Source organism: Streptomyces sp. NPDC088116, assembly GCF_044741745.1.
Taxonomy (GTDB): domain Bacteria; phylum Actinomycetota; class Actinomycetes; order Streptomycetales; family Streptomycetaceae; genus Streptomyces.
This window is the reverse complement of the sequence record NZ_JBIUTF010000005.1, coordinates 1-24,485: the sequence shown is the minus strand read 5'-3', so window position 1 is coordinate 24,485 and position 24,485 is coordinate 1. Positions and strand designations below refer to the sequence as shown.

At 71.3% G+C, this 24,485-nt stretch carries 16 protein-coding genes and 1 pseudogene; 11 read left to right on the top strand and 6 right to left on the bottom strand.

From position 1 onward, the window contains the following. Window positions 1-11: 11 nt before the first annotated feature. Window positions 12-263 (bottom strand): annotated as a pseudogene (locus ACIOJD_RS20680) (MFS transporter); the annotation flags it as partial. A 93-nt stretch (window positions 264-356) separates the two neighbouring features. Here ACIOJD_RS20680 and ACIOJD_RS20675 point away from each other — a divergent pair. The 4 genes from ACIOJD_RS20675 (at window position 357) to ACIOJD_RS20660 (ending at window position 9,061) form a co-directional block, all read left to right on the top strand. Next, window positions 357-1,085 carry a GntR family transcriptional regulator gene (locus ACIOJD_RS20675; protein ID WP_401915630.1) on the top strand — a complete coding sequence of 243 codons (729 nt, stop codon included), beginning with the start codon at window positions 357-359 and terminating at the stop codon, window positions 1,083-1,085. Between the two features lie 90 nt (window positions 1,086-1,175). After that, the gene (locus tag ACIOJD_RS20670; protein ID WP_401915628.1) at window positions 1,176-2,720 is read left to right on the top strand and encodes a hypothetical protein; all 1,545 of its coding nucleotides are present in this window, start codon (window positions 1,176-1,178) and stop codon (window positions 2,718-2,720) included. Window positions 2,721-3,235: 515 nt separating this feature from the next. After that, window positions 3,236-4,147 (top strand): hypothetical protein, encoded by a 912-nt coding sequence (locus ACIOJD_RS20665; RefSeq protein ID WP_401915625.1) that lies wholly within the window; start codon window positions 3,236-3,238, stop codon window positions 4,145-4,147. 180 nt (window positions 4,148-4,327) lie between these two features. Then, on the top strand, window positions 4,328-9,061 hold the full coding sequence (locus tag ACIOJD_RS20660) for a hypothetical protein (protein ID WP_401915623.1): 4,734 nt from the start codon (window positions 4,328-4,330) through the stop codon (window positions 9,059-9,061). A gap of 61 nt (window positions 9,062-9,122) precedes the next feature. Here the strand turns inward: ACIOJD_RS20660 and ACIOJD_RS20655 are convergent, their stop codons facing one another. Continuing rightward, the gene (locus ACIOJD_RS20655; protein ID WP_401915620.1) at window positions 9,123-9,440 is read right to left on the bottom strand and encodes a hypothetical protein; all 318 of its coding nucleotides are present in this window, start codon (window positions 9,438-9,440) and stop codon (window positions 9,123-9,125) included. Between the two features lie 595 nt (window positions 9,441-10,035). On the opposite strand from ACIOJD_RS20655, the gene ACIOJD_RS20650 reads away from it, so the two are divergent. From ACIOJD_RS20650 to ACIOJD_RS20635, 4 genes are read left to right on the top strand one after another with little or no spacing between them, the layout of a single operon-like run. After that, complete coding sequence (locus ACIOJD_RS20650; protein ID WP_401915618.1) at window positions 10,036-12,996, top strand: nitrate- and nitrite sensing domain-containing protein; 2,961 nt, start codon at window positions 10,036-10,038, stop codon at window positions 12,994-12,996. Then, entirely contained in the window at window positions 12,993-13,436 is a 444-nt protein-coding gene (locus tag ACIOJD_RS20645) for a roadblock/LC7 domain-containing protein (RefSeq protein ID WP_401915616.1), read from the top strand. The genes ACIOJD_RS20650 and ACIOJD_RS20645 overlap by 4 nt, the downstream gene beginning before the upstream one ends. 10 nt (window positions 13,437-13,446) lie before the next feature. Continuing rightward, the gene (locus ACIOJD_RS20640; RefSeq protein WP_401915613.1) at window positions 13,447-13,839 is read left to right on the top strand and encodes a DUF742 domain-containing protein; all 393 of its coding nucleotides are present in this window, start codon (window positions 13,447-13,449) and stop codon (window positions 13,837-13,839) included. Next, window positions 13,820-14,431 (top strand): GTP-binding protein, encoded by a 612-nt coding sequence (locus tag ACIOJD_RS20635; protein WP_401915611.1) that lies wholly within the window; start codon window positions 13,820-13,822, stop codon window positions 14,429-14,431. Before ACIOJD_RS20640 ends, ACIOJD_RS20635 begins: the two co-directional genes overlap by 20 nt. Window positions 14,432-14,535: 104 nt before the next feature. Here ACIOJD_RS20635 and ACIOJD_RS20630 read toward each other — a convergent pair whose 3' ends face one another. Further along, window positions 14,536-15,342 (bottom strand): M15 family metallopeptidase, encoded by an 807-nt coding sequence (locus ACIOJD_RS20630; RefSeq protein WP_401915609.1) that lies wholly within the window; start codon window positions 15,340-15,342, stop codon window positions 14,536-14,538. A 61-nt stretch (window positions 15,343-15,403) separates the two neighbouring features. Between ACIOJD_RS20630 and ACIOJD_RS20625 the strand changes: the two genes are divergently transcribed. Then, window positions 15,404-15,937, top strand: a complete 534-nt coding sequence (locus ACIOJD_RS20625) for an NUDIX domain-containing protein (RefSeq protein WP_401915607.1) — start codon at window positions 15,404-15,406, stop codon at window positions 15,935-15,937. Between the two features lie 166 nt (window positions 15,938-16,103). On the opposite strand, the gene ACIOJD_RS20620 is transcribed toward ACIOJD_RS20625, so the two are convergent. After that, window positions 16,104-18,476: a TIM-barrel domain-containing protein gene (locus tag ACIOJD_RS20620; protein ID WP_401915605.1), complete on the bottom strand. Its 2,373-nt coding sequence runs from the start codon at window positions 18,474-18,476 to the stop codon at window positions 16,104-16,106. Window positions 18,477-18,771: 295 nt separating this feature from the next. On the opposite strand from ACIOJD_RS20620, the gene ACIOJD_RS20615 reads away from it, so the two are divergent. Then, window positions 18,772-20,748: an acetoacetate--CoA ligase gene (locus tag ACIOJD_RS20615; protein WP_401915602.1), complete on the top strand. Its 1,977-nt coding sequence runs from the start codon at window positions 18,772-18,774 to the stop codon at window positions 20,746-20,748. A 97-nt stretch (window positions 20,749-20,845) separates the two neighbouring features. After that, a complete protein-coding gene (locus ACIOJD_RS20610; protein ID WP_401915600.1) occupies window positions 20,846-21,742 on the top strand; it encodes a hypothetical protein in 897 nt (298 codons plus the stop codon). A 106-nt stretch (window positions 21,743-21,848) separates the two neighbouring features. Here the strand turns inward: ACIOJD_RS20610 and ptsP are convergent, their stop codons facing one another. Next, entirely contained in the window at window positions 21,849-23,519 is a 1,671-nt protein-coding gene (ptsP, locus tag ACIOJD_RS20605; RefSeq protein ID WP_401915597.1) for a phosphoenolpyruvate--protein phosphotransferase, read from the bottom strand. 90 nt (window positions 23,520-23,609) lie between these two features. Next, the gene (locus ACIOJD_RS20600; RefSeq protein ID WP_401915595.1) at window positions 23,610-24,059 is read right to left on the bottom strand and encodes a PTS glucose transporter subunit IIA; all 450 of its coding nucleotides are present in this window, start codon (window positions 24,057-24,059) and stop codon (window positions 23,610-23,612) included. Window positions 24,060-24,485: the final 426 nt, after the last annotated feature.

Here is a 24,485-nt window from a genome sequence, read left to right as displayed (position 1 = left end):
CGATCGGATCGGACCAGTTCGCGGTCACGCGTCTCGGGGAGTCCGGTCAGCGCGAGTACCGCGAGACCGTAGCCGACAGTCCCGAAGGCCGGGGCGCGGCCGACGCCCCGCCCTGTTCCACGTACGGCGGTCGCATGCGACTCACTCAAGAACGAACCGAAACCGCCGAAAATGGCCGACATACAGAAGCCGAATGCACATTCGAGGACGTGCGGGATCGTGAGCTGAGCACAACCTAGAGGATCGTTCAACAATCCGACAAGAGGTACGTTGGTTCGTTCTTGCTTCTACGATGGGTCGCCCAGGCCGGGGGAGCGCGTCGGCGCCAGGGCAGGGCGGACAAGGGAGAGGGCGCTGTGACGACGAGCGGGGCCGGACCGGGTGAACTGGCGGACGACCGCCCGCTGCTGGGCCGTACGAGCACGGCGGAACGGGTCGCCGACATACTGCGGACCCGGATCGCGGAGGGCTACTTCCAGCCGGGGGAACGGCTTTCCGAGGACATCATCGGCAAGGCGCTCGGCGTCTCGCGCAACACGCTGCGCGAGGCGTTCCGGCTGCTCACGCACGAGCGACTGCTCGTACACCAGCTCAACCGCGGCGTCTTCGTGAGGGTGCTCGCGGTCGAGGACGTCGAGGACATCTACCGCACGCGCCGGCTGATCGAATGCGCGGTCGTGCGCGGGCTCGACGGACCGCCTTTCCGGATCGAAGGCCTGGAGCAGGCGGTTTCCAGGGGCGAGCGGGCGGCGAAGGAACGGATCTGGAAGGGCGTCTCGACGGCGAACATCCACTTCCACCGCGAACTGGTCGCGCTGGCGGGCAGCGCGCGCACGGACGAACTGATGCGCGGGGTACTGGCCGAACTGCGCCTCGCCTTCCACATCGTGGACGACCCGCGCCGACTCCACGAGCCGTATCTCGTACGCAACCGGCAGCTCCTCGAATCGCTCAGATCGGGGGACCGGGACGGGACGGAACGCATGCTCGCCAAGTATCTGGACGACTCGCGCCGACAACTCGTGGAGGTGTACGCGAGCCTGGTCGCGGAGGACGGCGAGCAGCACGCGGACAGCCCGGACTGAGGCCGCTTCCGGCGTCGGACGCACCGGCGTTTCCCCGGTCGCTCTGCGCCGTTTCGACCGTTGTCAGTGCGAGGACATAATCTGTGCAGCGTGACTTCGCCTGCCTCGACGGACTTCGTTCCGCCCCAGCTCAGCGCGGGGCCGCGGCCTGCCCAGGGCCCGGCCGCCGACGAAGGGCTCGCGCGGCGGCTGCGCGCGCTCGCCTGCACGGCGCCACTGCATGACCTGGACACCCGCAAGGCCAATCTCGCGGGGGAGTACTCCGTCTACGCGATGGCCGAGGTCGCGCTCTCCGCCATCGACCTGGTCACACTCAACATGGACTTCGACACCGGCGCCGACCACGAGCAGATCGTGGCCCGGCTGCTGCCACGCGTCGCCGCCCAGGCCCCCGGCCGTCCGGTCACGGAACACGAGCGCGTCGCCCGCTGGGTGCTGGAGAACCTGATCAACGTCGGCAGCGTGGACCGCGGATTCCGCGCGGTGTACGGCACCTTCGGCACCGACGGCGTCTACACCCGCAGGGACTACGACTTCAAGCTCATCGAAGAGGTGCCGGGGCACGGCGGAAGCGTCTATCTCCGCACCACCGACGAAGCGGTCAACGTGCTGGTCGGAGCGCTCGACACCGACGTCACCAGCGCGCAGATCGCCGCCGAGGTCAAGCTGGAGGTGCTGATCAGCCGAGGCAGGCTCGCCGACGCCCAACTCGCAGCCGAGCAGGCTCGCTACCGGACCGTGCAGTACGCGGAGACGCTCCGCAGGACGCTGGAGGCGACGCGCCGCAATGTGCGCGCGGTCGACTGGCTCAACTCCGTGCCGGACATGATCGACGAGGCGCTCGACCACGTCGCCGACCGGTACCGCCACGAGAACGCGATCCTGACCAACATCCGCAAGGCGCGCGACGAAATGGAGACCGGTACCGACCCCAGGGCGGCCGAGCACAAGCGGCGTGCCGCCGAGTTGGTCGACATCGTCAAGGACTGCATCCGCCGGCACACCCAGCTCCAGTCCCGGCTGCTCGAAGCGGGCCCGCTGTTCCGCGCGGAACAGGACCGCCAGGCCTTCGCCCGGCCCACCGTCCACACGGGACTCGACCTGTACGGACAACTGGTCGCCCCACTGCTGCCGCTGCCCGTCGAGCAGGCGACGCGCGTGACCGACGCGTTCTTCACCCGCGGCACCGGCCTGCGCACACCCACCTCCGTCCGCGTCGGCGACCTGATCGACCTGCTGCTGACGCCACCGGTCGAGCGTGAGCATCTGGGCGCGGAAATGCCCGAGCCGGACCTGATCGCGACCCCGGACGACAGCCGCTTCAGCGAAGAACAGCTGGCGAGCGCGAAGGAACTGCTCGACCTGGAACACGACGCCCCGCGACGTCTGTCCGGCCTCCTGGCCGAGGCCCGCGACCGCGACCCGGAACTCCCGTATCTGGTCGCCCTCCTGGCCATCCACGCGGCCAGCCCCCCAGTGGGCACGGCCTACCGCCAGGGCGAGGAACGACTGCTGTTCGCCGTCGACGACGGCACCCCGCTGGAAGACCCGGAGTTCGGCGGCGCGGACCTCATCGTGGGCACTGCGCTCCTGGACGCGGCGGGCATGACGGCGGATCGCAAGGAGGCGGCGTGAAGAGGTTTCCGGGCTCGGTTCGCCTCCGGGGCGCTTGCTGTGTCAATCAGCGGCCTCCGGCCGCGGGCACTGCCGACGGCCGACCGTGCTCGGTTCGCTCGTACCTCACAAACCTGCGCGCGCTCTCCCTCACGACAGCGGCGCGCCCCGCCGGACAACAACCCGACCAGAGCGTCGGGGCACCCCGACCCCAGAGGCGCAGGCAGAAGCAGAAGGCGGCCCGCAGACGAGAACGGACGGGAGGGGGTCGGGGTCGCGGGAGGTGACGTGTCCGGACGTGAAGCGTGATGTGTGCCGCACGACAACCCGCACCCGAAAACCAACCCGCACGCGGCGTAGATCATGCAGTCCGGACATGCGCCTCCGGAGGCCCCGGCCCCCGCACCCCCCGCGGCACCCACCACACCCGCACCGCCCACCACACCCGCACCGCCTACGGCACCCGCACCGCCCCGCACCCCAACCCGCACCGCCCCGCCCGCCGCACGGCGACACCGCAGCAAGGAGCCACACCCGTGAGTGACCACCACGCCGAGCACACCGCCGCGTGGGCCGAGACCGGCAGCGCGGACGCGGCCGACACCGCCGCCCCGGCGAGCGGCGGCGGTGTCAGCCCCGCCGACGCCGCCGACGCCGCCCGGCTCGTCTCCTTCGGGCTCCAGCCGAAGCTGCTCCCCGCGCGGGACTCCGAGTACACCGAGCTGCTCCGGCGCTACCGCGAAGACCCCGCCTTCGCGCGTATCGCCGACGCCGTCGCCACCGGCTTCGGCCTGATCGTCCTGGAGGTCTCCCCCCGCGCCGGCATGGCCGTGACGGCGGACGAGGACTCGCTGTTCGCGGTCCGGATGGGCGACTACGCCCGTCGCGCCGCCCCCGAGTCGGCCGACCGCTTCCTGCACGGACTGGCCCACCTGGCCGTCGCGGCGATGGCGTTCCCCCGGCCGGCCGACCTCGCGGACGACGGATACATCGGCCGGATCACGGTCAACGGCGTCGACGCGTTCGTACGGCAGGCCTGCCGGAGGCTGGAGGAGCGCGCCGAGGAGCAGGGCGACAACACCGACCCGTCGACCGAAGCGCCCGGCCTCGAAGCAGCTTGGCGGATCTACGCTCGGCGCAGTGCCACCGGAGCCACCAAGGACGCCCGCAGGCTGGCCGGTTCCACCACCGGCATCGTCGGCAAGGCCGTCGTGTTCCTCACCGACTCCGGCTTCCTCCAGCGCACCGGCGACGATGCCGGAGGGGCCTATCGCACCACCGCCCGCTACCAACTCCAGGTCCGCGACATGGCGGGCCACGCGGCCATGGCCGAGCTGCTGGAGCTGGGCGTTGTGCCGGTGAGCGACGGCTCGGCCACCCTGCTGCCACCACCGGACGGTGACGACCTGGAGCTGGCGGCCGACGCGGGCCTGCCTTTCCACGCCTGATCGCGGACGTACCGCATCCGGATCCCGAACCGAACTCAAACCGGGCCCGACCGAAACCGGTTCCGAAACGAACCCTCACCCCCACCCCACCCCACCCCTCAACCCCAACCCGACTGATCCAACCGGCTCCACCGGCCCCACCGGCCCCACCGGTCCGCACCACAACGAGAGTCCGCCGCCATGTACGAGCTGTCCCGGGTCCGCCTCTACTCCATCGGCCCCGCCGGTGCGCGCTACGCCGACACCGTGCTCGACCTGCGCGGGGTAGGCGCACCCGTGCCCCACCCCGCGCCCACCCAGGCGGAGTTCTTCGAGGAGGAGCCGGTGGGCCCGCCGCGCCGCCCGGCCCCCGCCGGCGTGCTCTTCCTGGAGAACGGCGGCGGCAAGTCCGTCCTGCTCAAGCTGATCTTCTCGGTGATGCTGCCCGGACACCGCAATACGCTCGGCGGCGCCAGCTCCGGAGTGCTGCGCAAGTTCCTGCTCGCCGACGACTGCGGCCATGTGGCCCTGGAGTGGCAGCACACGCAGACCGGTGAACTCGTCGTGGTCGGCAAGGCGAGCGAGTGGCGCGGCCGCCAGGTGTCCAACGACCCGAGGAAGTTCGCCGAGGCCTGGTACTCCTTCCGGCCGGGCCCCGGGCTCAGCCTCGACTCCCTGCCGGTCGCCGAGTCGACCGCGGTACGGGCACCCGTCGAGGGGGCGTCGGGCGCGCGGGGCCGACGTCGCACGATGAAGGGCTTCCGGGACGCCATCACCGAGGCGGGCAAGGTCTATCCGCATCTCGACATCCACTGGGAGGAGATCCACGACCGCTGGAACGAACACCTCGGCGACCTGGGCCTGGACCCCGAACTCTTCCGCTACCAGCGGGAGATGAACGCCGACGAGGGTGAGGCGGCCGGCCTCTTCGCGGTCAAGAAGGACTCCGACTTCACCGATCTCCTGCTGCGCGCAGTCACCGACACGCGGGACACGGACGGCCTCGCGGACCTCGTCGGAGGTTTCGGCAACAAGCTGGGCCGTCGTGCCGAACTCACCGCCGAGCGCGACTTCACGGCCGGTTCCGTCGAACTGCTCGGCCGGATCGTCGAAGCCGCCGACACCCGCGCCCGTGCCCGCGATGTCCACGCGGGCGCCGAGCGCCGGGCCCGTACGCTCGTACGCCGGCTCACGGCCCGCGCGGCCGACGAGCGGGAGCGGGCCGCGGACCTCGCCCAGCAGGTCACCGCGGCCGCGCACACCGTGACCTCGGCCGAGCAGGCACGCGGCCACAGCTCGCTGATCGCCTCCGAACTGGCCTACCGGCACGCCTCTCTGGCCCTGTCCGCGGCGGAGAAGCGCGCCGCCGCCCAGCGCCGTGAGCTGACCGACGCCCGTACGCTCCACTCCGCCTGGCAGGCCGCCGAAGCCGTTCTGCGCCACCGCGCCGCCGCCGACCGCTCCGCGCGGGTGGCCGTCGCGATCCGGGAGGCCGAGCGTGACGCCGCGCCCGCCCTGGCCGCGCGGGCCACCGCAGCCGCCGACCTCGTACGGGCGCTGCACGCCGCCGCGGAGGACGGGGAGCGCGTGGCGAACGAGGAGGAGGAGCGCTCCGCGGTCCTCCAGGAGACCGGCGAGGCGGCACACCGCGACGCGACGTCCGCCGCCACCGAGACCCAGCGCGCCCGCAGTGAGGCCGGGCATCTGCGCCAGCGCCTGGCCGAGGTCGAGCAGGAGACGGCCGAGGCGGTCCGGGCCGGCTGGCTCGACGACACCGCGCCCGACGCGGACCCGGCCCGTGCCGCGCTTGCCGCGAGCGACGCGGAGAAGTCCGCCGTCGCGGGCTGGGACACGGCGCGCGAGGCGGCGACCACGGCGGCCGAGCGGGCCAGGGAGACGGCCTCGGCGGAGTCGCGCGCCGAACTCGCCGCCGCGCGCGCCGCCGACGCGGCGCAGGCGGCCGAGCACGCGTACGACGCGGAGCGCCGCGCCGCTGAATCGATCGCCGGGGACGAGCGGCTCGCCGAACTGCTGAGCCTGCCCACCGCGGTGGCCGCTCTGGCCGTGGTCCCCGCACCCCGCGACGGCTCGGGCGAGAACGCGGGCGACGCCGTGCGTGAGAACGGGCCGGGGGACCGGCGCCCGGACCAGTCGGCGCCGGCGGGGCCGCTGAGCCCCGAGGAGCTCGACCGGTGCGCCGACGAACTGCGCGAGCTGCTCGACCAGGGCATCTCCTCCGCGGAACGGCAGCTGTTCGACCTGCGTACCGCCGCGGCGGACGACTCCCGCATCCTCGGCGCGCTCGGCGACGGCGGGCTGCTGCCGCCGGGCCCCGATGTCCTGGCCACCGTCGAGTATCTCGGCGAGCACGGTATCCCCGCCCTCCCCGGCTGGCGCTATCTGGCGCAGGCCGTCGACCCCGCCGACCATGCCGCGGTGCTGGCCGCCCGGCCCGAACTGGTCGACGGCGTCGTGATCACCGACCCCGCATCGCACGCCCGTGCCCGCGAAGTCCTCGCCGGCGCCGCCCTGTTGCCGCGCTCCACGGTGGCCGTGGGCACGTCCGCCGCTCTGCTGGCGCCCGTCCCGAGCGCCGGCGCGAACGGCGCGGACGACAGCGGGGTGTTCCTCGTACCGCCGAACCCGGCCATGCACGACGAACACGCCGCCGACGAGGAGCGGCAGGCGCTGCGCACCCGCGCGGCCGCCCGCGACGAGGAGATCCGGGTACTCGCGGCGCGGCTCGCCGGGGACCGTTCGCTCGCCGCCCGGCTCGGCTCCTGGCGCGCCGACTGCCCGCCCGGCATGCTCACGGAACTGGCCGTGGCGGCCACGACGGCCAGGGAGAGCGCCGAGGCGGCCGAGGCGACGCTCACCGAGGCCCGTACAGCACGGGCCGAGGCGGACGAGGCCGCAGCCGACACCGCCCGTGTCCGCGACGAACGGCAGGAAGCGGCCCAGCGTGCCCGCCGGGTCGCCGACGCCCTGGCCGGTCTCGCGTTCCGGCTCCGTGAGCGCTCCGGCTGGCAGGCCACACTCCGCGAACTGGCCGACGACGCGGCCGAGTCCGAGGCGCGGGCGACCGCCTGCCTGGAGCGGGCCCGCGCCGCCGACGAGGATCGAAGGGCAGCCCAGCGCGCCGCCGACGACGCCCGCCGCACCGCCCGCGCGCTGCGGGCCGAGCGCGCTGAGATCGCCGGTGCGCCGGAGAACATCCCTACGCTCGACCCGGACGCTCCGCGCGCCGCGCTGCCCGCACTGCGCGAGGCCTACCGCGCCGCCTCCCAGCTGTACGAGAAGGTGGGCGTCGGCGCCGACCTGCGGGCCGAGCAGGCCCGCGCGGAGAGCGACGAGAGCGCGGCCCTCGCCGAGCTGGACCGGCTCACCAACAAGGTCCGCACGCGCGCCGCCCAGCTCCTCGAATCGACGGACGGCGCCGACGGCCCGTCGAGGCAGGCGGCGGCGGCCCGCGCCGAGTCGCTCGTCCAGATGCTGGAGTCCCGCGCCTCGGCCGCCAGCGAGCAACTCGGCAGGTACCGCGGCGAGGCCGAGCGGCTGGCCCCCGAGGACGGCGGCGCGCACACCGAACTCCCCGAGGAACTGGTCCCCGCCGACGCGGAGCAGGCGCAGACCCTGCTCCGTACCGCCACCACCGAACTGGCCGTCCGGACCGACGCGTTGGAGACCGCGCGGGGCGCGCACGGCGAGCTGCTCCACGCGCACCGCGCCTCCGAGGACGGGGCGGGCGGCTTCGACGAGACGGCCGCCCTCCTGCGCGACCTGTTGCGCGGCGCCGCCGCGGAGGACAGCGGGGACGACGAGGCACCGCAGGCCCCGGAGCCGTACCCCGGCTCCCTGGAAGAGGCACGGCAGTCCACGGCCGAGGCCCGCCGTTCGCTGCGCGCCTGTTCCTCCGAACTGTCCGCGGCGGAAGCCGCCGTACGGGAAGCCGGTGACGTTCTCGTACGGCACGCCAACTCCACCCGCTACGAGCAGGTGCGCACCCCCGCCCGCCAGCAGATCCGTGAACTGCCCGCGTCCGCGCTGCCCGAGCACGCGGCGTCATGGGAGCAGGCCTTCGCGCCCCGGCTGCGGGTGCTGACGGACGAGTTGGCGCAGTTGGAGCGCAACCGCGACTCCATCGTCGACCGGCTGCGCGGGCTGGTGGAATCCGCGCTGACGACGCTCCGTTCGGCGCAGCGGCTCTCCCGGCTGCCCGAGGGCCTGGGGGAGTGGTCCGGGCAGGAGTTCCTGCGGATCCGCTTCGAGGATCCGGACCGGTCGACGCTCACCGAGCGGCTCGGCGAGGTCGTCGACGAGGCGACCCGCGCGGCCCTGAAGAAGAACTCCGATCTCCGCCGGGACGGCATGTCCCTGCTGCTGCGCGGGGTCGAGGCGGCGCTCCAGCCCAGGGGCATCGCCGTGGAGATCCTCAAGCCCGACGCCGTACTGCGCGCGGAGCGGGTCCCGGTCGGGCAGATGGGCGACGTCTTCTCCGGCGGTCAGCTGCTCACCGCCGCGATCGCGCTCTACTGCACCATGGCGGCCCTGCGCAGCAACGACCGAGGACGTGACAAGCACCGCCACGCGGGCACGCTCTTCCTCGACAACCCGATCGGCCGGGCCAACGCCACCTACCTGCTGGAGCTCCAGCGCGCGGTCTCCGACGCCCTGGGGGTGCAACTCCTCTACACCACCGGCCTCTTCGACACGACCGCGCTCGCCGAATTCCCGCTGGTCATCCGGCTGCGCAATGACGCCGACCTGCGTGCCGGACTGAAGTACATCAGCGTCGAGGAGCATCTGCGCCCCGGTCTGCCCCAGCAGGACCCGGACGGCGAGACCGTGCACGGCGAGATCACCGCGACGCGGATGTTCAAAAGGACCCCGGAGCCCGTCGGAGCAGACGGAGCGGCGGGCAGCGGTACGGAGTAGCAGGCGGCGGTACCGGGCGGGAATCGGTGGTGAAGCCCGTGGCCAGGCGTGCCCCGGGGCGTCAGGCCTCGCTGAGCCTGCCCGACCCCTGGGTCTCCTTCATCGCCTGGTCACGGCCCCGTATCCGCACCCCGTCGCGCTCCTCGCTCCTCGCCGCACGCCGGGCCCTGCGTCGCTCACGGCGCAACTGCCGAGCCGTGCTGCTGGGCATGGACACCACCCCGTGGCGTTGGTTCCACACCTGGCGCGTCACCCATACGTCCAGCACTCCCCAGGTCGCCACGACCGTGGAGGCCACACTGCTCAGCACCATGGGAAAGGCGAGCCAGGAGCCCGCGAGCGTGCTCAGAAACGCGACCATCGCCTGAATCAGCGTCACAGCCGTGATGATCACGGCTCGAACAGCGGCCGTCCGGACCGGATCCGGCATACGCAAGCGCGTGGCCGGCTCCTCGACCCAAAGACTCCGCGAGACCCCCGTGAACCCGTCCGTCGATGCCGTGCCACGGCGCTCAACCGTTTCCATGGACTGTCACTCCCCACCCACCGTCCGACATTCCCCACTCACCGTCCGACATAAGGACAACTGCCCGGCTTCGCGCGCGTCACGCCGGCCATGGAACCGAACGTGAGGGGCGCATCACCCGAGGTGTCCCCAACGTGTCCCTACATGTCTCTCTCATCCCCGTACACAAGGACGAATGACCGCACGGGAAGATTCCCGACGTGATCGACAATCGAATGATTCCAGCCATCTGACGTGAACGGTTACACGTCGTCCTTCCTGGTCTCGAACGTTGAGATGCCAGCGGTCATCTCCCCGAATACCAGGACAACTCGTGAACAAGGCGTCAGGGTACGGCTGAAAAACATCCGGACGTGTCTTCGAGTTGCCGGTGTGACAGTAGTAGGCTCGCGCCGTTTGCTGACGAAGTATCTCCCGCACAAGGCTGGGGATCGAGCTGGGGGAGGCCATGCGCTTTCGCGGGAAATCCATCCGCCGGAAGATCGTGGCGCTGCTGCTCGTGCCGCTCGTCGCACTCACCGGTCTGTGGGCGTTCGTCACCATGATCACCGGTGGCGAGGCCGACCAACTCGTCGATGTCAGACATGTGATCAACCAGGTCGGTCACCCTGTCGAGAAGACGATCCGTGTCCTCCAGAGCGAGCGCCGACAGTCGCTCATATATCTGTCCGACCCCCGGGCCTCGGACGCCCTGGCCGAACTCCGCAGCCGGCGCGCCGACACCGACGACGCCGTGGCGGAGGTCAAGAAGAACGCCACCGCCGACGTACGTGAGCGCATGGACTCCATTACGTCCGGGCGCTACGAATCGCTCATCGAGGTCCTGAACGGCATGGACTTGATGCGCCGCTCCGTGGAGGAGAGCACGGTCACCCGTGAGAAGGCGCTGAACTTCTACAACCAGGTCGTCAACCCCAGCCACACCTTCCTGGCGTCCCTGTACGGACACGAGGACGTGGACGGGGACAACTGGGGCCGTGCGCTGGTCGGACTGGACCGCGCCAAGGAGATGCTCTCCCGCGAGGACGCGCTGGTCTCCTCCGCGCTGGCCGCCCGCAGGTTCACCGCGGAGGACATCCGCGCCATCTCCGACCTGGTCGCCAACCGCACCATGCTCTACGAGACCAACCTGTCCGACCTGCCGCTCACGGACCGCGTCACTCTCGAACAGTACTGGCGCACCCCGGCCACGCTCGCGCTGCGCGAAACCGAGGACAGCCTCATCGCGGCCGGCGCCACGGAGAAGCCGCAGTTCGGCACCAAGGTCTGGCAGCAGGCGACCGCTCCGGTCCTGGCCGACCTGACCCGCGAGAGCAGGGAGGCCGACGCCCTCTACCGGGACCATGTGGACCCGGTCCGCCGTGACGTGTTCATCCGGCTCGCCATCGCGGCCGCGGTCGGCTTCACCGCCCTCCTCGTCTCCGTGATCATCTCCGTACGCGTCGGCCGCGAGCTGATCCGTGACCTGTCCCGGCTCCGCAAGGAGGCCCACGAGGTCTCCGGCGTACGCCTGCCCAGCGTCATGCGACGGCTGGCCGCCGGCGAGCAGGTCGACGTGGAGACCGAGGCGCCGCGGCTCGACTACGAGAGGGACGAGGTCGGCCAGGTCGGCCAGGCGCTCAACACGCTTCAGCGGGCCGCCGTCGAAGCGGCCGTGCAACAGGCGGACCTGAGGCGCGGGGTCTCCGACGTATTCGTCAACCTCGCCCGCCGCAACCAGGTCCTCCTCCACCGTCAGCTCACCCTCCTCGACACCATGGAGCGTCGTACGGAGGACACCGAGGAACTCGCGGACCTCTTCCGTCTCGACCACCTCACCACCCGTATGCGACGGCACGCCGAAGGCCTGGTGATCCTCTCCGGAGCCGCGCCCTCCCGCCAGTGGCGCAAGCCCGTCCAGCTGATGGACGTGGTGCGTGCCGCCGTCGCCGAGGTCGAGGACTACGAACGCATCGAGGTCCGCAGGCTGCCGCGCATCGGAGTGGGCGGCCCGGCCGTAGCCGACCTCACCCACCTCATCGCCGAACTCCTGGAGAACGCCACGGTGTTCTCGCCCCCGCACACCGGGGTGCAGGTGCACGGCGAGCGGGTCGCCAACGGCTTCACCCTGGAGATCCACGACCGCGGCCTCGGTATGGCTCCCGATGTGCTGCTCGACGCGAATCTGCGGCTCGCGGAGACTCCCGAGTTCGAACTGTCCGACACGGACCGGCTCGGCCTGTTCGTCGTCAGCCGGCTCGCCCAGCGGCAGAACGTCCGCGTCTCGCTCCAGACGTCCCCGTACGGCGGCACGACCGCGATCGTCTTCCTGCCCGTCGCACTGCTCACCGACGCCCCCGACACCGAGGGCACCGGGTTCCGCCTAGACCGGAAGAGCACGGTGGAGCGCGAGCGCGGCCGAGCCGAGAGCGGTGGCGGGCGGCGCACGGCACTGGCGCAGGTCCCCACCGGACTCGGCAGCGGCGGCCCGTCCGTTCTCGACGGGCCGGTCGAGCTCGAAGCCCCGGTCGGCTCCCTCGGAGGGGAGAGCGGGCCCGCGCTCGGCGCAGGTGGCGGTATCGCCGGTCTCGAGGACTCGGAGAGCGAACGCGGGGGGCTGTTCCGCGCCCGTGAACACCTCCGCGACTCCACCCGTGACAGCCGTGACAGCCGTGACAGTGGTGAGACCAGTCGTGACGGCCGTGACGCACGGGAACCGCGGGCCCCACGGGACTCACGAGACGCACGGGACTCAAGAGACGCGCGGGACACACAAGATGTGCGTGACCTGAGGGATGTACGGGACGACTTCCGTGACCGGCGCGACGGCCGTGCCGTTCCGGAGGTACGCGCTCTGCACCACCAGGGACCGGACGCCGGTCACGAACGCCCCGGCGACCCGGCCAAGTTGCCCCGTCGCAAGCCCCCGACCCTGGTCGCGGACCGCGGCCGCCGGGTGGACGAGCCGAGCGGTGCCCACCCGTCGCCCGGCGGACCGGGGCGCGGCCGGTCCGCAGAGCAGGCCCAGCCATCGGATCAGGCGCCGCCCCAGACACCCGGCCGGATACCGGGTCAACCAGGCCGCGCGCAGCATCCGGCACCGGGCCGCACATCGGGCCGAACACAGAGTCAGATACCGGGGCGGGCACCGTCCGCTCCTTCCGACGAGGCTCCGCCGCTGCTCGACGGGCTCCCCCGCCGGGTCCGGCAGGCCAGCCTCGCCCCTCAGTTGAAGGACGCGGTTCCGGATCCCGCCGGTGAACGGGCGCCCACCGCGAACCACGACACCGAGCGGGACGCGGAGAAAGTACGCGATCGCATGGCCTCGCTCCAACGCGGCTGGCAGCGGGGTCGTCGGCAGAACGAGGCCGAGGACACCGCCGGCCCCGGCGAGAATCAAGGAACCACATCGGAGGGGGACGGTCGATGACCGCACCGAATGCCGCAGCACGCACGTCGACCGATCCCAATGCCGCGGGAGAGCTCAACTGGCTGCTCGACGAACTCGTCGAGCGGGTCGCCAGCATCCGCAAGGCGGTGGTCCTCTCCGGAGACGGCCTCGCCACCGGCACCTCCAAGGACCTCACGCGTGAGGACGGCGAGCACCTCGCGGCCGTCGCCTCCGGATTCCACAGCCTCGCCAAGGGCGTGGGCCGGCACTTCGAGGCGGGCAAGGTCCGGCAGACCGTCGTGGAACTGGACGACGCCTTCCTCTTCGTCACGGCGGCCGGCGACGGCAGCTGCCTGGCCGTCCTCTCCGACGCGGACTCCGACGTCGGCCAGGTCGCCTACGAGATGACGCTCATGGTCAAGCGGGTCGGTGTCCATCTCGGCACCGCCCCACGGACCGGCCTGTCCACCAGAGGGTGAGCAGGCGGAGATGAGTGACGCAGATCAGGGTCAGCACTGGTTCGACGGCGAAGCCGGACCGGTAGTACGTCCGTACGCGATGACGCGCGGCCGTACCAGCAGCGCGGCGCGTCACCGGCTCGACCTGATCGCGCTCGTCGTCTGCGAACCCGAGGCCGATGATCCGGACCGGGACCAGACGCTCTCCCCCGAGCATGTGGAGATCGTCGATCGCTGCTATACGAGTCCCCAGTCCATCGCCGAGCTCTCCTCGGGCCTCGACCTCCCCGTCGGGGTGGTCAGGGTGCTCGTCGGTGACCTCGTCGAGGACGAAATCGTGCGTGTAACCCGTCCCGTTCCGCCGGCCGAACTGCCGGACGTGAACATTCTCCGCGAGGTGATCAATGGTCTTCGGGCGCTCTAGCCGCAGGCCGCGTCCGGTCGATCCGGTAACGCTGAAGATTCTGGTCGCCGGTGGCTTCGGGGTGGGCAAGACCACCCTGGTGGGCGCGGTCAGCGAGATCAAACCGCTCCGTACCGAAGAGGTGCTCAGCGAGGCCGGCCGTCCCCTCGACGATGTCGAGGGCGTCGAGGGAAAGACGACCACCACGGTCGCCATGGACTTCGGCCGGATCACGCTCCGCGAGGACCTGGTCCTGTACGTCTTCGGCACCCCGGGTCAGGACCGCTTCTGGTTCCTGTGGGACGAACTGGCCCAGGGGGCCCTGGGCGCGGTCGTGCTGGCCGACACCCGGCGCCTCGCCGACTCCTTCGCGGCCGTCGACTACTTCGAGCGGCGAGGTATCCCGTTCACCGTCGCCGTCAACTGCTTCGAAGGAGCCGACCGGTTCCCGGCCGAGACCGTACGCACGGCGCTCGACCTCGACCCCGAGGTCCCGCTGGTGATGTGCGACGCGCGCGAGCGTGAATCCGTCAAGGAAGTGCTGGTGGCGGTAGTCGAACACGCCATGACCCGCGCGGCGCGGTCACGCGAGCACGCGGTCAACGGGACGTAGGGCACCACCGGACCCCGTCGGCCCCGGCCGGCGAGGTCCGGCACGCCGTCGCCCCCGCCCTTTGGGCGGACGGCGCTGCTTTGCGGACATGCCCTGGACCGAGGTCAGTTCCGTGCGCCCCGGGGCCAGGCCACCGGGAAGTCGAAGTAGCTGTCCGGGAAAGTCTCCGGCTTGTACGTGAAGTGCCACCATTCCTCGGGCAGGTTGGTGAACCCCACCGAGGCCAGCGTCCTCTTCAGGAGCTGCCGGTTCGCGCGCTGCTCGCCCTGAACACGGGGATCGTCCGTGTGCGCGAGCGTGTCGAAACAGTCGAATCCGGTACCCATGTCCACGGAGTTGTCGGGGAACCGTTCGGCCTTCGGGCCGTAGCAGGGAGCGAGCCGTTCGCCCGGTACGTACGGCCGTGTCGGCAAGGCCGGCAGCTTCACCACGGTCAGATCCACCGTGCTGCCCCTGCTGTGTCCGGATTTCTCGGCGATGTAACCGTCCGCGAACAGCCGTGACTTGTCGACGCGCGGATAGAACTCCGCCTTCATCCGCTCGTCCTGGAGATCCTCCGCCCACCGCACGAAGTGGTCGACGGCCCGCTGCGGGCGGTAACAGTCGTACACCTTGAGGGAGTAGCCCTGCCGCAGCAGCTTCGCCTGCGCCGTGCGCAGCGCCTCGGCGGTGGGCCGGGTGACGATGCAGACCGGCTGCCGGTAGCCGGTCACCGCCACGCCCATGAAAGTGTGCGGCGTGACGTAGCGCATCTCCTGGATGATCGTCGGCGCTACCGTGCGCAGGGCCACGAATTCCCTGGGCGGCGTCGGCTCGGGCCGTGCCTGAGCGGCGGGCGCGGTGGTGCTGAGGGCGAGCAGCGCGGCGGCCGAGGCGGCCAGGACACGGAGCACGGTCCGGAGTCTTGTCATGGGCACTTTGATTTATCAGCTCCGGGGGCCGAAGGGAATAGCGATCGGATACAGTCCGCGCGTGTCCAGGAAGAAGCCCGTACCCAACTCACACTGCGGCAGCTGCGGTACGCCGTACCCCGAGACGGCCGGCTGGCCCCGTACGTGCACGGCCTGTGGCGCCACCGCCTACCGCAACCCACTGCCCGTCGCCGTCGCCCTGCTGCCGGTGACGGACCACGAGGGCAGCGCCCTGGTCGTCATCACCCGCACCATCGCACCTCAGTACGGAGGCATCGCCCTGCCCGGCGGTTTCGTCGACCACACCGAGGACTGGCGCCACGCGGTCGTACGGGAACTCCGGGAGGAGACAGGCATCCGGGCGGCGGCCGAGGACGTATGGCCGGCCGACGTGCTCAGCTCGCCGGACGGCCACCTGCTGCTCTTCGGCCTGCTCCCGCGGCGCCCGGTCGCCGACCTGCCGCCCTCGGTCCCCACGGACGAGACGGAGGGCTGGCATCTGCTGCGCGCCCCGGCGGAACTGACGTTCCCTCTGCACACGGAGGCGGTACGGTCCTGGTTCGCCGGCCGCTACGACACCCGGGACGGCGTCTGACGGGCACGGCACGCGCGCTCCGTCCGGGCTTCGGCCGGGGGCAGGGCCGAACGGGTGCCCCAGCCCCGGGACGGGCGAGCGAGTTCCCCAGCCCCGGGAGGGCGCCCGACAAACGCCCCAGCGCCTGACCACACCCCCGCGCGCCGCCCCAGCCCCGCCTCCGGGCTCATCCCTCCGCCGCACCCCGTACCCGTACCGCCCACTCCGGCTCGACCGGCCCTCCGTTCGTCACCCGCTCCACCCGGACCTCACCGTCCACCAGCCGCGTGATGTACCGCTCCACCTCCGCCGCCCCCCAGCCGTCGCCCGGGTCGCGGACCACCAGACCGCCGCCCGTCTGTCCGGCCCTGGGCGCCCACACCTCCAGTTCCGTCCGCCCGTCCTCGCCCCGTACGGGCAACGCCGCGCCCGCCCGCGCCAGCACCGGGATACGGGACCACGGCGCGTCCAGCAGCACCTGCCCGGGACCCTCGTACGCCTCCTCCGTGGCCGTGTCGTACCACCGGCCGCGCGGCAGCCGCACCGCCCGCCGGTCCGTGCCGGGCTCCAGCACCGGCGCGACCAGCAGCGCGTCACCGAGCAGGAACGCGTCCTCACAGTCACGCAGCGCCCGGTCCTCCGTGGCTCCCCACCAGGTCGGCCGGACATACGGCGCCCCCGTGAGCCGCGCCAGCTGAGCCAGTGTCACGAAGTACGGCCGCAGCCGCTCCCGCCCCGCGAGCGCGGCCCGCGCGTGTTCCAGCACATCGGGTCCGAACTCCCACGGCTCCCTGCGGCCCGCGTCGATCGCCGCGTGCGTACGGAACAGCGGCAGATACGCCCCCAGCTGGAACCAGCGCAGATACAGCTCGGGCGACGGATGCCCGTCGAAGCCACCCACATCGGGGCCCGAATACGGCACACCGCACAGGCCCAGCCCCAGCACCAGCGAGAGCGACGCCCGCAGCCCCGGCCAGCCGGTCGACACATCGCCGGACCAGGTGCCGCCGTACCGCTGCATCCCCGCCCAGCCGGAACGGGAGAAAAGGAAAGGTCGTTCGTCCGGCCGCAGTCGCCGCAACCCCTCGAAACCGGCCCGCGCCATGGTCAGCGCGTACACGTTGTGGGCCTCACGGTGGTCCCCGCCCCTCCCCTCCAGCTGGTGCCGCGCCGAACGCGGCAGCGTCGCGTCACCGAACGGCGCGAAGGACACCGGCTCGTTCATGTCGTGCCACACCCCGGCGAAGCCCCGCGCGAGCCGCTCCTCGTACAGCCCGCCCCACCAGTCACGCACCGCCGGATCCGTGAAGTCCGGATATACACACTCGCCCGGCCAGACCACACCCCGCGCTTCCCGTCCCCGCGAGTCCCGCACGAACGCGCCGCCGCCGGCCGTGCCCGCCACGCGACCGCTCTCGTACACCGCGTTCCCGCGCTCCGCCTTCACCGCCGGATCGACGATCGAAACCAGCCGCACACCGTCCGCGCGCAACTCCTTGGCGAGCGTCGGCAGATCAGGGAAACGCTCCTGGTCGACCGTGAAAACCTGATGCGCGTCGTAATGGTCGATGTCGAGATGGATCGCGGACAGCGGCAGATTCCGCTCCCGGTACCCGGCGACGATCCGCCGCACCTCCCGCTCACTGCCGAACCCCCAGCGCGCGTGCTGCGGTCCGAGCGCCCACGATGGCGGCGGCACCGGCGCCCCGCTCAGCGCGGTCCAACTGTGCAGCACCCGCGCCGGCGTACCGGTCATCACCCAGCAGCGCAGCGGCCCGCCGTCCATCCGCAGCTCGCTGGTGCCCGGCCGGTCGTGCCCCGAGCCCGCGCCCTCCTCGCCCTCCCGGAGCGTGACCCGGCCGTCCCAGGAACTGTCGTGGAACGCCAGATGCGTACCCGCGTCGGCCACCACCAACTGCACCGGCATCGTCACATACAGCGGATCGTCGTCAGGCCCGAAGCGACCGCCCGGATCGGTGTTCCACAGCCGGTACGTACCGTCCCGCAGCCGGGGCCCCGAAGCCCGCCCGCCCAGACCGAAGAACCGCGCGTCCGCCGGCACCTCCGAGCGCTGCACCCAGCGCGCGGGACCCCCCGCCACCGGCTCCCACCAGCGCGGCGGCAACTCCCGGCGCAGTACGACGCCGCCCGGCGTCCGGACCTCCACACCACCGTGGCGTGAAACCGCCACCGTCACCCGCTCCGACACCACCCGCCAGCCGCCGTCCTTGTCGGGTTCGAGACTGGCCCGGGGGTCCGGCTCCGGAGGCCCGTCGGCGATCGCGTACGACGGGAGCGGCTCCGCGCCGTCCCAGCCCCAGAAGACGGCGCCGCCCACCATCACGTACACATGCAGCTCCGCGCGCGCGAACCGTACGGTGCCGCCTCCCGGCAGCGGTTCGGCGCCGCTGACCTGGCCGGGCACCCGGGCCCGCTCCGGGCCGCGCGCCGCCAGCGCTCTGGCATCCGTACGCCGTTGGCGCCAGGCGGACCGCACCGCGCGGAGCCCCTGTGCCGAGCCGACCTCTTTCACCGAGCGCACCAGTTCACGACCGTTCATGCTGCTCAGCCTGCCATCCGGCCGGGCCTCCGGGGGCTCTGTTCAACTCCCGTTCACCCGTGACGAGGGCATATCTCGGCCAGGTCGGCGGCGGGGACGAAGCCTGGTGCCACGGACGATCACATGGCATCGTCCGTGGCAGCCGCGTCCCGCGCCCACCCACGCGCGTGTACGCGACCGACGCACACCACGTGTCGACGCTCCACACCCGCGTCGACACCCCACAACACGAGTCGACGCACACACCACGCGCCGGCTCCCCACACCAGCGCCGAGTCAGCCCGGGAGCCGCCCCATGACCGCAGCAGCAAGCCCCACACCCCTCTGGCAGCCGACTGCCGACCGGATCGCCGCCGCCCGTATCACCCGCTTCCAGGCCTGGGCGGCCGAGCGGTACGGAGCCCCGGCCGAGGGCGGCTACGCCGCGCTGCACCGCTGGTCCGTCGATGAACTGGAGACCTTCTGGACCGCTGTCGCCGACTGGTTCGACGTCCGGTTCTCCACCCCGTACGAACGAGTCCTGGGCGATCGCGCCATGCCCGGTGCCCGGTGGTTCCCCGGCGCCACCCTCAACTACGCGGAACACGCCCTGCGCACCGCCGAGGACCCGGCTCGCGCCCAGGAACCGGCCCTCCTCCATGTGGACGAGACACAAGAACCGACCCCGGTCAGCTGGTCCGAGCTGCGCCGCCAGGTCGCCGCGCTCGCCGCTCAACTGCGCGCCCTCGGCGTACGCCCCGGAGACCGGGTCAGCGGCTATCTTCCCAACATCCCGCAGGCCGTCACCGCGCTGCTCGCCACCGCGGCCGTCGGCGGCATCTGGACCTCGTGCGCCCCCGACTTCGGCGCCCGCAGTGTCCTGGACCGCTTCCAGCAGGTCGAACCCGTCGTACTGTTCACCGTCGACGGCTACCGCTACGGCGGCAAGGAACACGACCGCACCGAGACCGTCGCCGAACTCCGCCGTGAACTCCCCACGCTCCGGGCCGTCGTCCATGTCCCGCTCCTGGGCACACCGGCCCCCGAAGGCGCCCTCGACTGGGCGGACGTCACGGCCGGCGACGCCGTGCCCGTCTTCGAACAGGTCCCGTTCGACCACCCCCTGTGGGTCCTGTACTCCTCCGGCACCACCGGCCTGCCCAAGGCGATCGTCCAGTCCCAGGGCGGCATCCTCCTGGAGCACTACAAACAGATCGGCCTGCACTGCGACCTCGGCCCCCAGGACCGGTTCTTCTGGTACACCTCCACCGGCTGGATGATGTGGAACTTCCTCGTCTCCGGCCTGCTCACCGGCACCACGATCGTGCTCTACGACGGCAGCCCCGGCTTCCCCGCCGTCGACGCCCAGTGGGCGGTCGCAGAACTGACCCGCACCACACTCTTCGGCACCTCCGCCGCGTACGTCATGGCCTGCCGCAAGGCCGGCGCGCACCCCGGCCGCGACCACGACCTCTCCGCCGTGAAATGCGTCGCCACCACCGGCTCACCGCTCCCGCCGGGCGGCTTCCGCTGGCTCCACGACGAAGTGGCCGAGGACCTCTGGATCGCCTCCGTCAGCGGTGGCACCGACGTGTGCAGCTGCTTCGCCGGAGCCGTACCCACACTCCCCGTCCACGTCGGAGAACTCCAGGCGGCCTGCCTGGGCACGGACCTCCAGGCCTGGGACCCCCAGGGCAGACCCGTCATCGACGAGGTCGGCGAACTCGTCGTCACCAACCCCATGCCGTCCATGCCGATCCGCTTCTGGAACGACCCCGACGGCAGCCGCTACCGCGACAGTTACTTCGAGATGTTCCCCGGAGTCTGGCGCCACGGCGACTGGATCACCATCACCGGCCGCGGCTCCGTCGTCATCCACGGACGCTCCGACTCCACCCTGAACCGCCAGGGCGTCCGCATGGGATCCGCCGACATCTACGAAGCCGTCGAACGCCTCCCCGAGATCCGCGAATCGCTGGTCATCGGCCTGGAGGAACCGGACGGCGGCTACTGGATGCCCCTCTTCGTCCACCTCACGGAGGGCGCAGTCCTCGATGACGCACTGCGCTCGCGCGTCAAGCGGACGATCCGGGAGCAGCTCTCCCCGCGCCACGTCCCGGACGAGATCATCGAAGTACCCGGCGTCCCGCACACCTTGACCGGCAAACGCATCGAAGTCCCGGTCAAGCGCCTGCTCCAGGGCACGGCACTCGACAAGGCCGTCAACGCGGGCTCCGTCGACAACCTCGACGTGCTCCGCTTCTACGAGAACCTCGCCCGCGAGCGCCACTGACCGTCCGAGTACCCGACCGCCGCCGCTTCGGCACCCGCGTTGTCAGACCCTCCGATTACTGTGAGTGAGCAATGATCGACAGTGCTCAGGGGGAGTCATGGCACACACCGACCGGACCAAGCAGACTTCGCGGCGCAGACTGCGTCGCGAAGTCCCCAGCACCGTCGGCCTGTTGGCCGACGAGCGGGACTTCACCGCGATGCGGCGCTACCGCACCTTCACCTTCGACGACCACACCGCCTATCTCCGGCAGATCGACGCCCTGCTGAAAACCCTGGCCTCCCAGGGCATCCCCACCACCGTCGCCCTCTTCGACCCCGAGGAGTTCGCGGAGTACTGCGAAGACACCGGGCTCGACCCCGACGCCGCGGCCAGCCGCGGCCGCTTCACCGCCCGGATCCCCGGGAGCGGCGCCGCGGTCGCCTACACCGGCCAGCCCATCGACGACCTTGTCCCACAGCTCATCAGCACCGCGGTCCGCAAGGCCACCTGGGAGTACGCGACGACGCGGCTCGCGGATCTCGGCGAATGCGCGGACTGCGGACAGGACATCGGACGCGCTGCCTTCGACCAGGCCTCCCGCATCCTGGTGCGGCTGATCGAAGAGGCCGGCCCCGGCATCCACCACCTCGTCTGCAGCATCCCCGTGGCCGACGAACAACTCCTCGCGGTCCTCCACACCGACCGCCCCGACGGGGAGGAGCCCGCCCAGCTCGGCTCCTCCGAAGGCGCCGAATTCGTCAGCGTACTGGCCGTCGGCATCGCCCTGGAGAGCCCCGGGGGAGTAGTGCTCCGTACGACCAGGCCCGACGCCCCCGACCGGCTGCACGGCTGGCGGCTGCGCCGGGGCAGCCTCGTCCCGCTCACCGTGGCCGAGGTCTTCAGCGCCTATTGCACCGACGCGGACACCGGGGAGCCACTCTCCCCGGAGTCGGGCGTCGAATACTGCGCCGGCTTCGATCTCGGACCGGACGACACCGGCCCCCACCACTGACCGGCCACCACGACAGAGGGGCTTCCCGCCACGGTACGGCGGGAAGCCCCTCAAGAACCCGCGTCAGAAACGGATTCCGGTCCTTCGGTTCACTCGGCCGTCCCGCTCACTCGCCGGACAGCACAGCCTGCGCGGCCTTCCTGGCCTCGTCGGCGCTGTCCGCCGCCCGAGCGGCGGAGGCGGCACGCTCACACTGCGCCAGTGTGTGCTTCGCCAGAGCCGACCGCACATACGGAATGGACGCAGCGCCCATCGACAACGACGTCACACCGAGCCCGGTGAGCACACACGCGAGCAGCGGATCGGAGGCCGCCTCACCGCACACCCCACAGCTCTTGCCCTCGGCCTTGGCACCCTCGGCCGACAGCGCCACCAGATCCAGCAGCGCGGGCTGCCACGGATCCTGGAGCCGCGACACCGCACCCACCTGCCGGTCGGCCGCGAACGTGTACTGCGCCAGGTCGTTGGTCCCCAGCGAAAGGAACTCGACCTCCTGGAGAATCGAGCGCGCCCGCAGCGCGGCGGACGGAATCTCCACCATCGCACCGAACTTCGCGTTCAGCCCCGCCTCCCGGCACGCGTCCGCGAACGCCCTGGCATCCGTACGGTCGGCCACCATCGGCGCCATGACCTCGAGATACACGGGCAGCCCCTCGGCAGCCTTGGACAGCGCGGTCAGCTGGGTGCGGAGCACATCCGGGTGGTCCAGCAGACTCCGCAGACCACGCACACCGAGCGCCGGGTTCGGCTCGTCGGCCGGGGTCAGGAAGTCCAGCGGCTTGTCCGCGCCCGCGTCCAGCACCCGTACGACCACCCGCCCCTCGGGGAACGCCTCGAGCACAGCGCGGTACGCCTCGACCTGCTTCTCCTCCGACGGCGCCTGCTTGCTGTCGTCCAGGAACAGGAATTCGGTACGGAACAGTCCGACACCCTCGGCGCCCGCGTCCACGGCGGCCGGCACATCCGAGGGTCCGCCGATATTGGCGAGCAGCGGCACCTTGTGACCGTCGGAGGTCGCACCGGGCCCGCTGGAGGCGGAGAGCGCGGCCTTCCGCGCGGCCGCAGCCTGCTCAAGTCCCGCGCGCTTCTCGGCAGTTGGCTCGACAAAGATCTCACCGGTGCTGCCGTCGACCGCGATCACGGTGCCCTCGGCCAGCTCCCCGGCCCCCGGCAGCGCGACCACGGCCGGCACTCCGAGCGCACGCGCCAGAATCGCACTGTGGCTGGTCGGCCCGCCCTCCTCGGTCACGAATCCGAGCACCAGAGCCGGGTCGAGCAACGCCGTGTCCGCCGGGGCGAGATCACGCGCGATCAGTACATACGGCTCGTCGCTGTCGGGCACTCCCGGCATCGGAACGCCCAGCAGCCGGGCGACGATACGATTCCGCACGTCGTCCAGGTCCGCGACCCGCCCGGCCAGATACTCCCCGGCCCCGGCGAGCAGCGCGCGGTACGAGGCGAACGCGTCGTACACCCCACGCTCGGCCGTGCTTCCCACGGCGATGCGACGGTCCACATCAGCCATCAGCTCGGGGTCCTGCGCCATCATCGCCTGAGCCTCGAGCACGGCCTGCGCTTCGCCGCCCGCCAGATTGCCGCGAGCGATCAGATCGGCCGACACCGCCTCGACGGCCTGCCGCGCACGTCCCTGCTCGCGCTCGGCGTCCTCCGGCTGAATCTGCTTGGCCGGCGGCTCCAGCACCGCGGTCCCCATGTGCCGGACCTCGCCGATCGCCACTCCGTGGCTGACCCCGACGCCTCGCAGAGTTGTCTCCATGTCACCCGTCCCCGGTTGTACGGCGACCCGGTCGCCGCGATGGATGTACGACGAGCGCCCCGCGCCCGTCCCTGACATACAACGCTGGTGTCACTGCCAGTCGAAGAGAGGGTCGCCGCTCTTCACATCGCCGTCCTCACGAAGGCCGGAGAGAGCGTCGGCCGTGGCCTCCAACGCGACGACCGGGCAGATCGGCGACTTTCCGGCCTCTTCGACGGCCGCGGGGTTCCAACGCACGACCGCCTGTCCTCGCGTGACCGTGTCGCCCTTGTTGACGAGCAACTCGAAGCCTTCGCCGTTGAGCTGCACGGTGTCGATGCCCAGGTGCGTCAGTACGCCATGTCCAGCGGCGTCCACCACGACAAAGGCGTGCGGATGCAGTGAGACCACGACACCGTCGACCGGAGAGACGACCTCACCAGGCTCCCGTGCGGGATCGATGGCGGTGCCGGGCCCCACCATCGAGCCGGAGAACACCGGATCGGGAACAGCGGCAAGTCCGATGGCTCGTCCGGGCAATGGGGCGGTCACGATGGTCATGGGGAGCCTCCCAAGGGGGCGGAATGAAGATCAGGGCCGCCGTCACCGCCTGTGAGGGGACGACGAGCTGTTCAGAAGGGTAAGTCATAGGAAGTGACGGTTCCGCATAAGAGCTGCCAGTTGGCGGGCGTAGGACCGCGCCAAAGCGATTTGCCTGTGTCGGCCGGGGGCATGTACTGTCGTACTCCTGCCTGACCCCAACGCGACTTCGAGTCGGGGGTCGGCGGCACCTATCAAAACCTTGATCCTTAACCCGGATTACCTTTCGCATGTCCGCGAAACGGTGGTCAGGGGGAACGAAAAAGCCTGATAGAGTTTGAAACACGAAATGCCGAAGGGAAGCGCCCGGAGGAAAGCCCGAGAGGGTGAGTACAAAGGAAGCGTCCGTTCCTTGAGAACTCAACAGCGTGCCAAAAGTCAACGCCA

Bases quoted from the DNA above. Each gene is read 5' to 3' on its own strand.
- ACIOJD_RS20620 (WP_401915605.1), bottom strand. From the start codon at position 18,476: ATGAACGGTCGTGAACTGGTGCGCTCGGTGAAAGAGGTCGGCTCGGCA.
- ACIOJD_RS20610 (WP_401915600.1), top strand. From the start codon at position 20,846: ATGGCACACACCGACCGGACCAAGCAGACTTCGCGGCGCAGACTGCGT.
- ACIOJD_RS20640 (WP_401915613.1), top strand. From the start codon at position 13,447: ATGAGTGACGCAGATCAGGGTCAGCACTGGTTCGACGGCGAAGCCGGA.
- ACIOJD_RS20600 (WP_401915595.1), bottom strand. From the start codon at position 24,059: ATGACCATCGTGACCGCCCCATTGCCCGGACGAGCCATCGGACTTGCC.
- ACIOJD_RS20630 (WP_401915609.1), bottom strand. From the start codon at position 15,342: ATGACAAGACTCCGGACCGTGCTCCGTGTCCTGGCCGCCTCGGCCGCC.
- ACIOJD_RS20615 (WP_401915602.1), top strand. From the start codon at position 18,772: ATGACCGCAGCAGCAAGCCCCACACCCCTCTGGCAGCCGACTGCCGAC.
- ACIOJD_RS20660 (WP_401915623.1), top strand. From the start codon at position 4,328: ATGTACGAGCTGTCCCGGGTCCGCCTCTACTCCATCGGCCCCGCCGGT.
- ACIOJD_RS20635 (WP_401915611.1), top strand. From the start codon at position 13,820: ATGGTCTTCGGGCGCTCTAGCCGCAGGCCGCGTCCGGTCGATCCGGTA.
- ACIOJD_RS20650 (WP_401915618.1), top strand. From the start codon at position 10,036: ATGCGCTTTCGCGGGAAATCCATCCGCCGGAAGATCGTGGCGCTGCTG.
- ACIOJD_RS20645 (WP_401915616.1), top strand. From the start codon at position 12,993: ATGACCGCACCGAATGCCGCAGCACGCACGTCGACCGATCCCAATGCC.
- ptsP (WP_401915597.1), bottom strand. From the start codon at position 23,519: ATGGAGACAACTCTGCGAGGCGTCGGGGTCAGCCACGGAGTGGCGATC.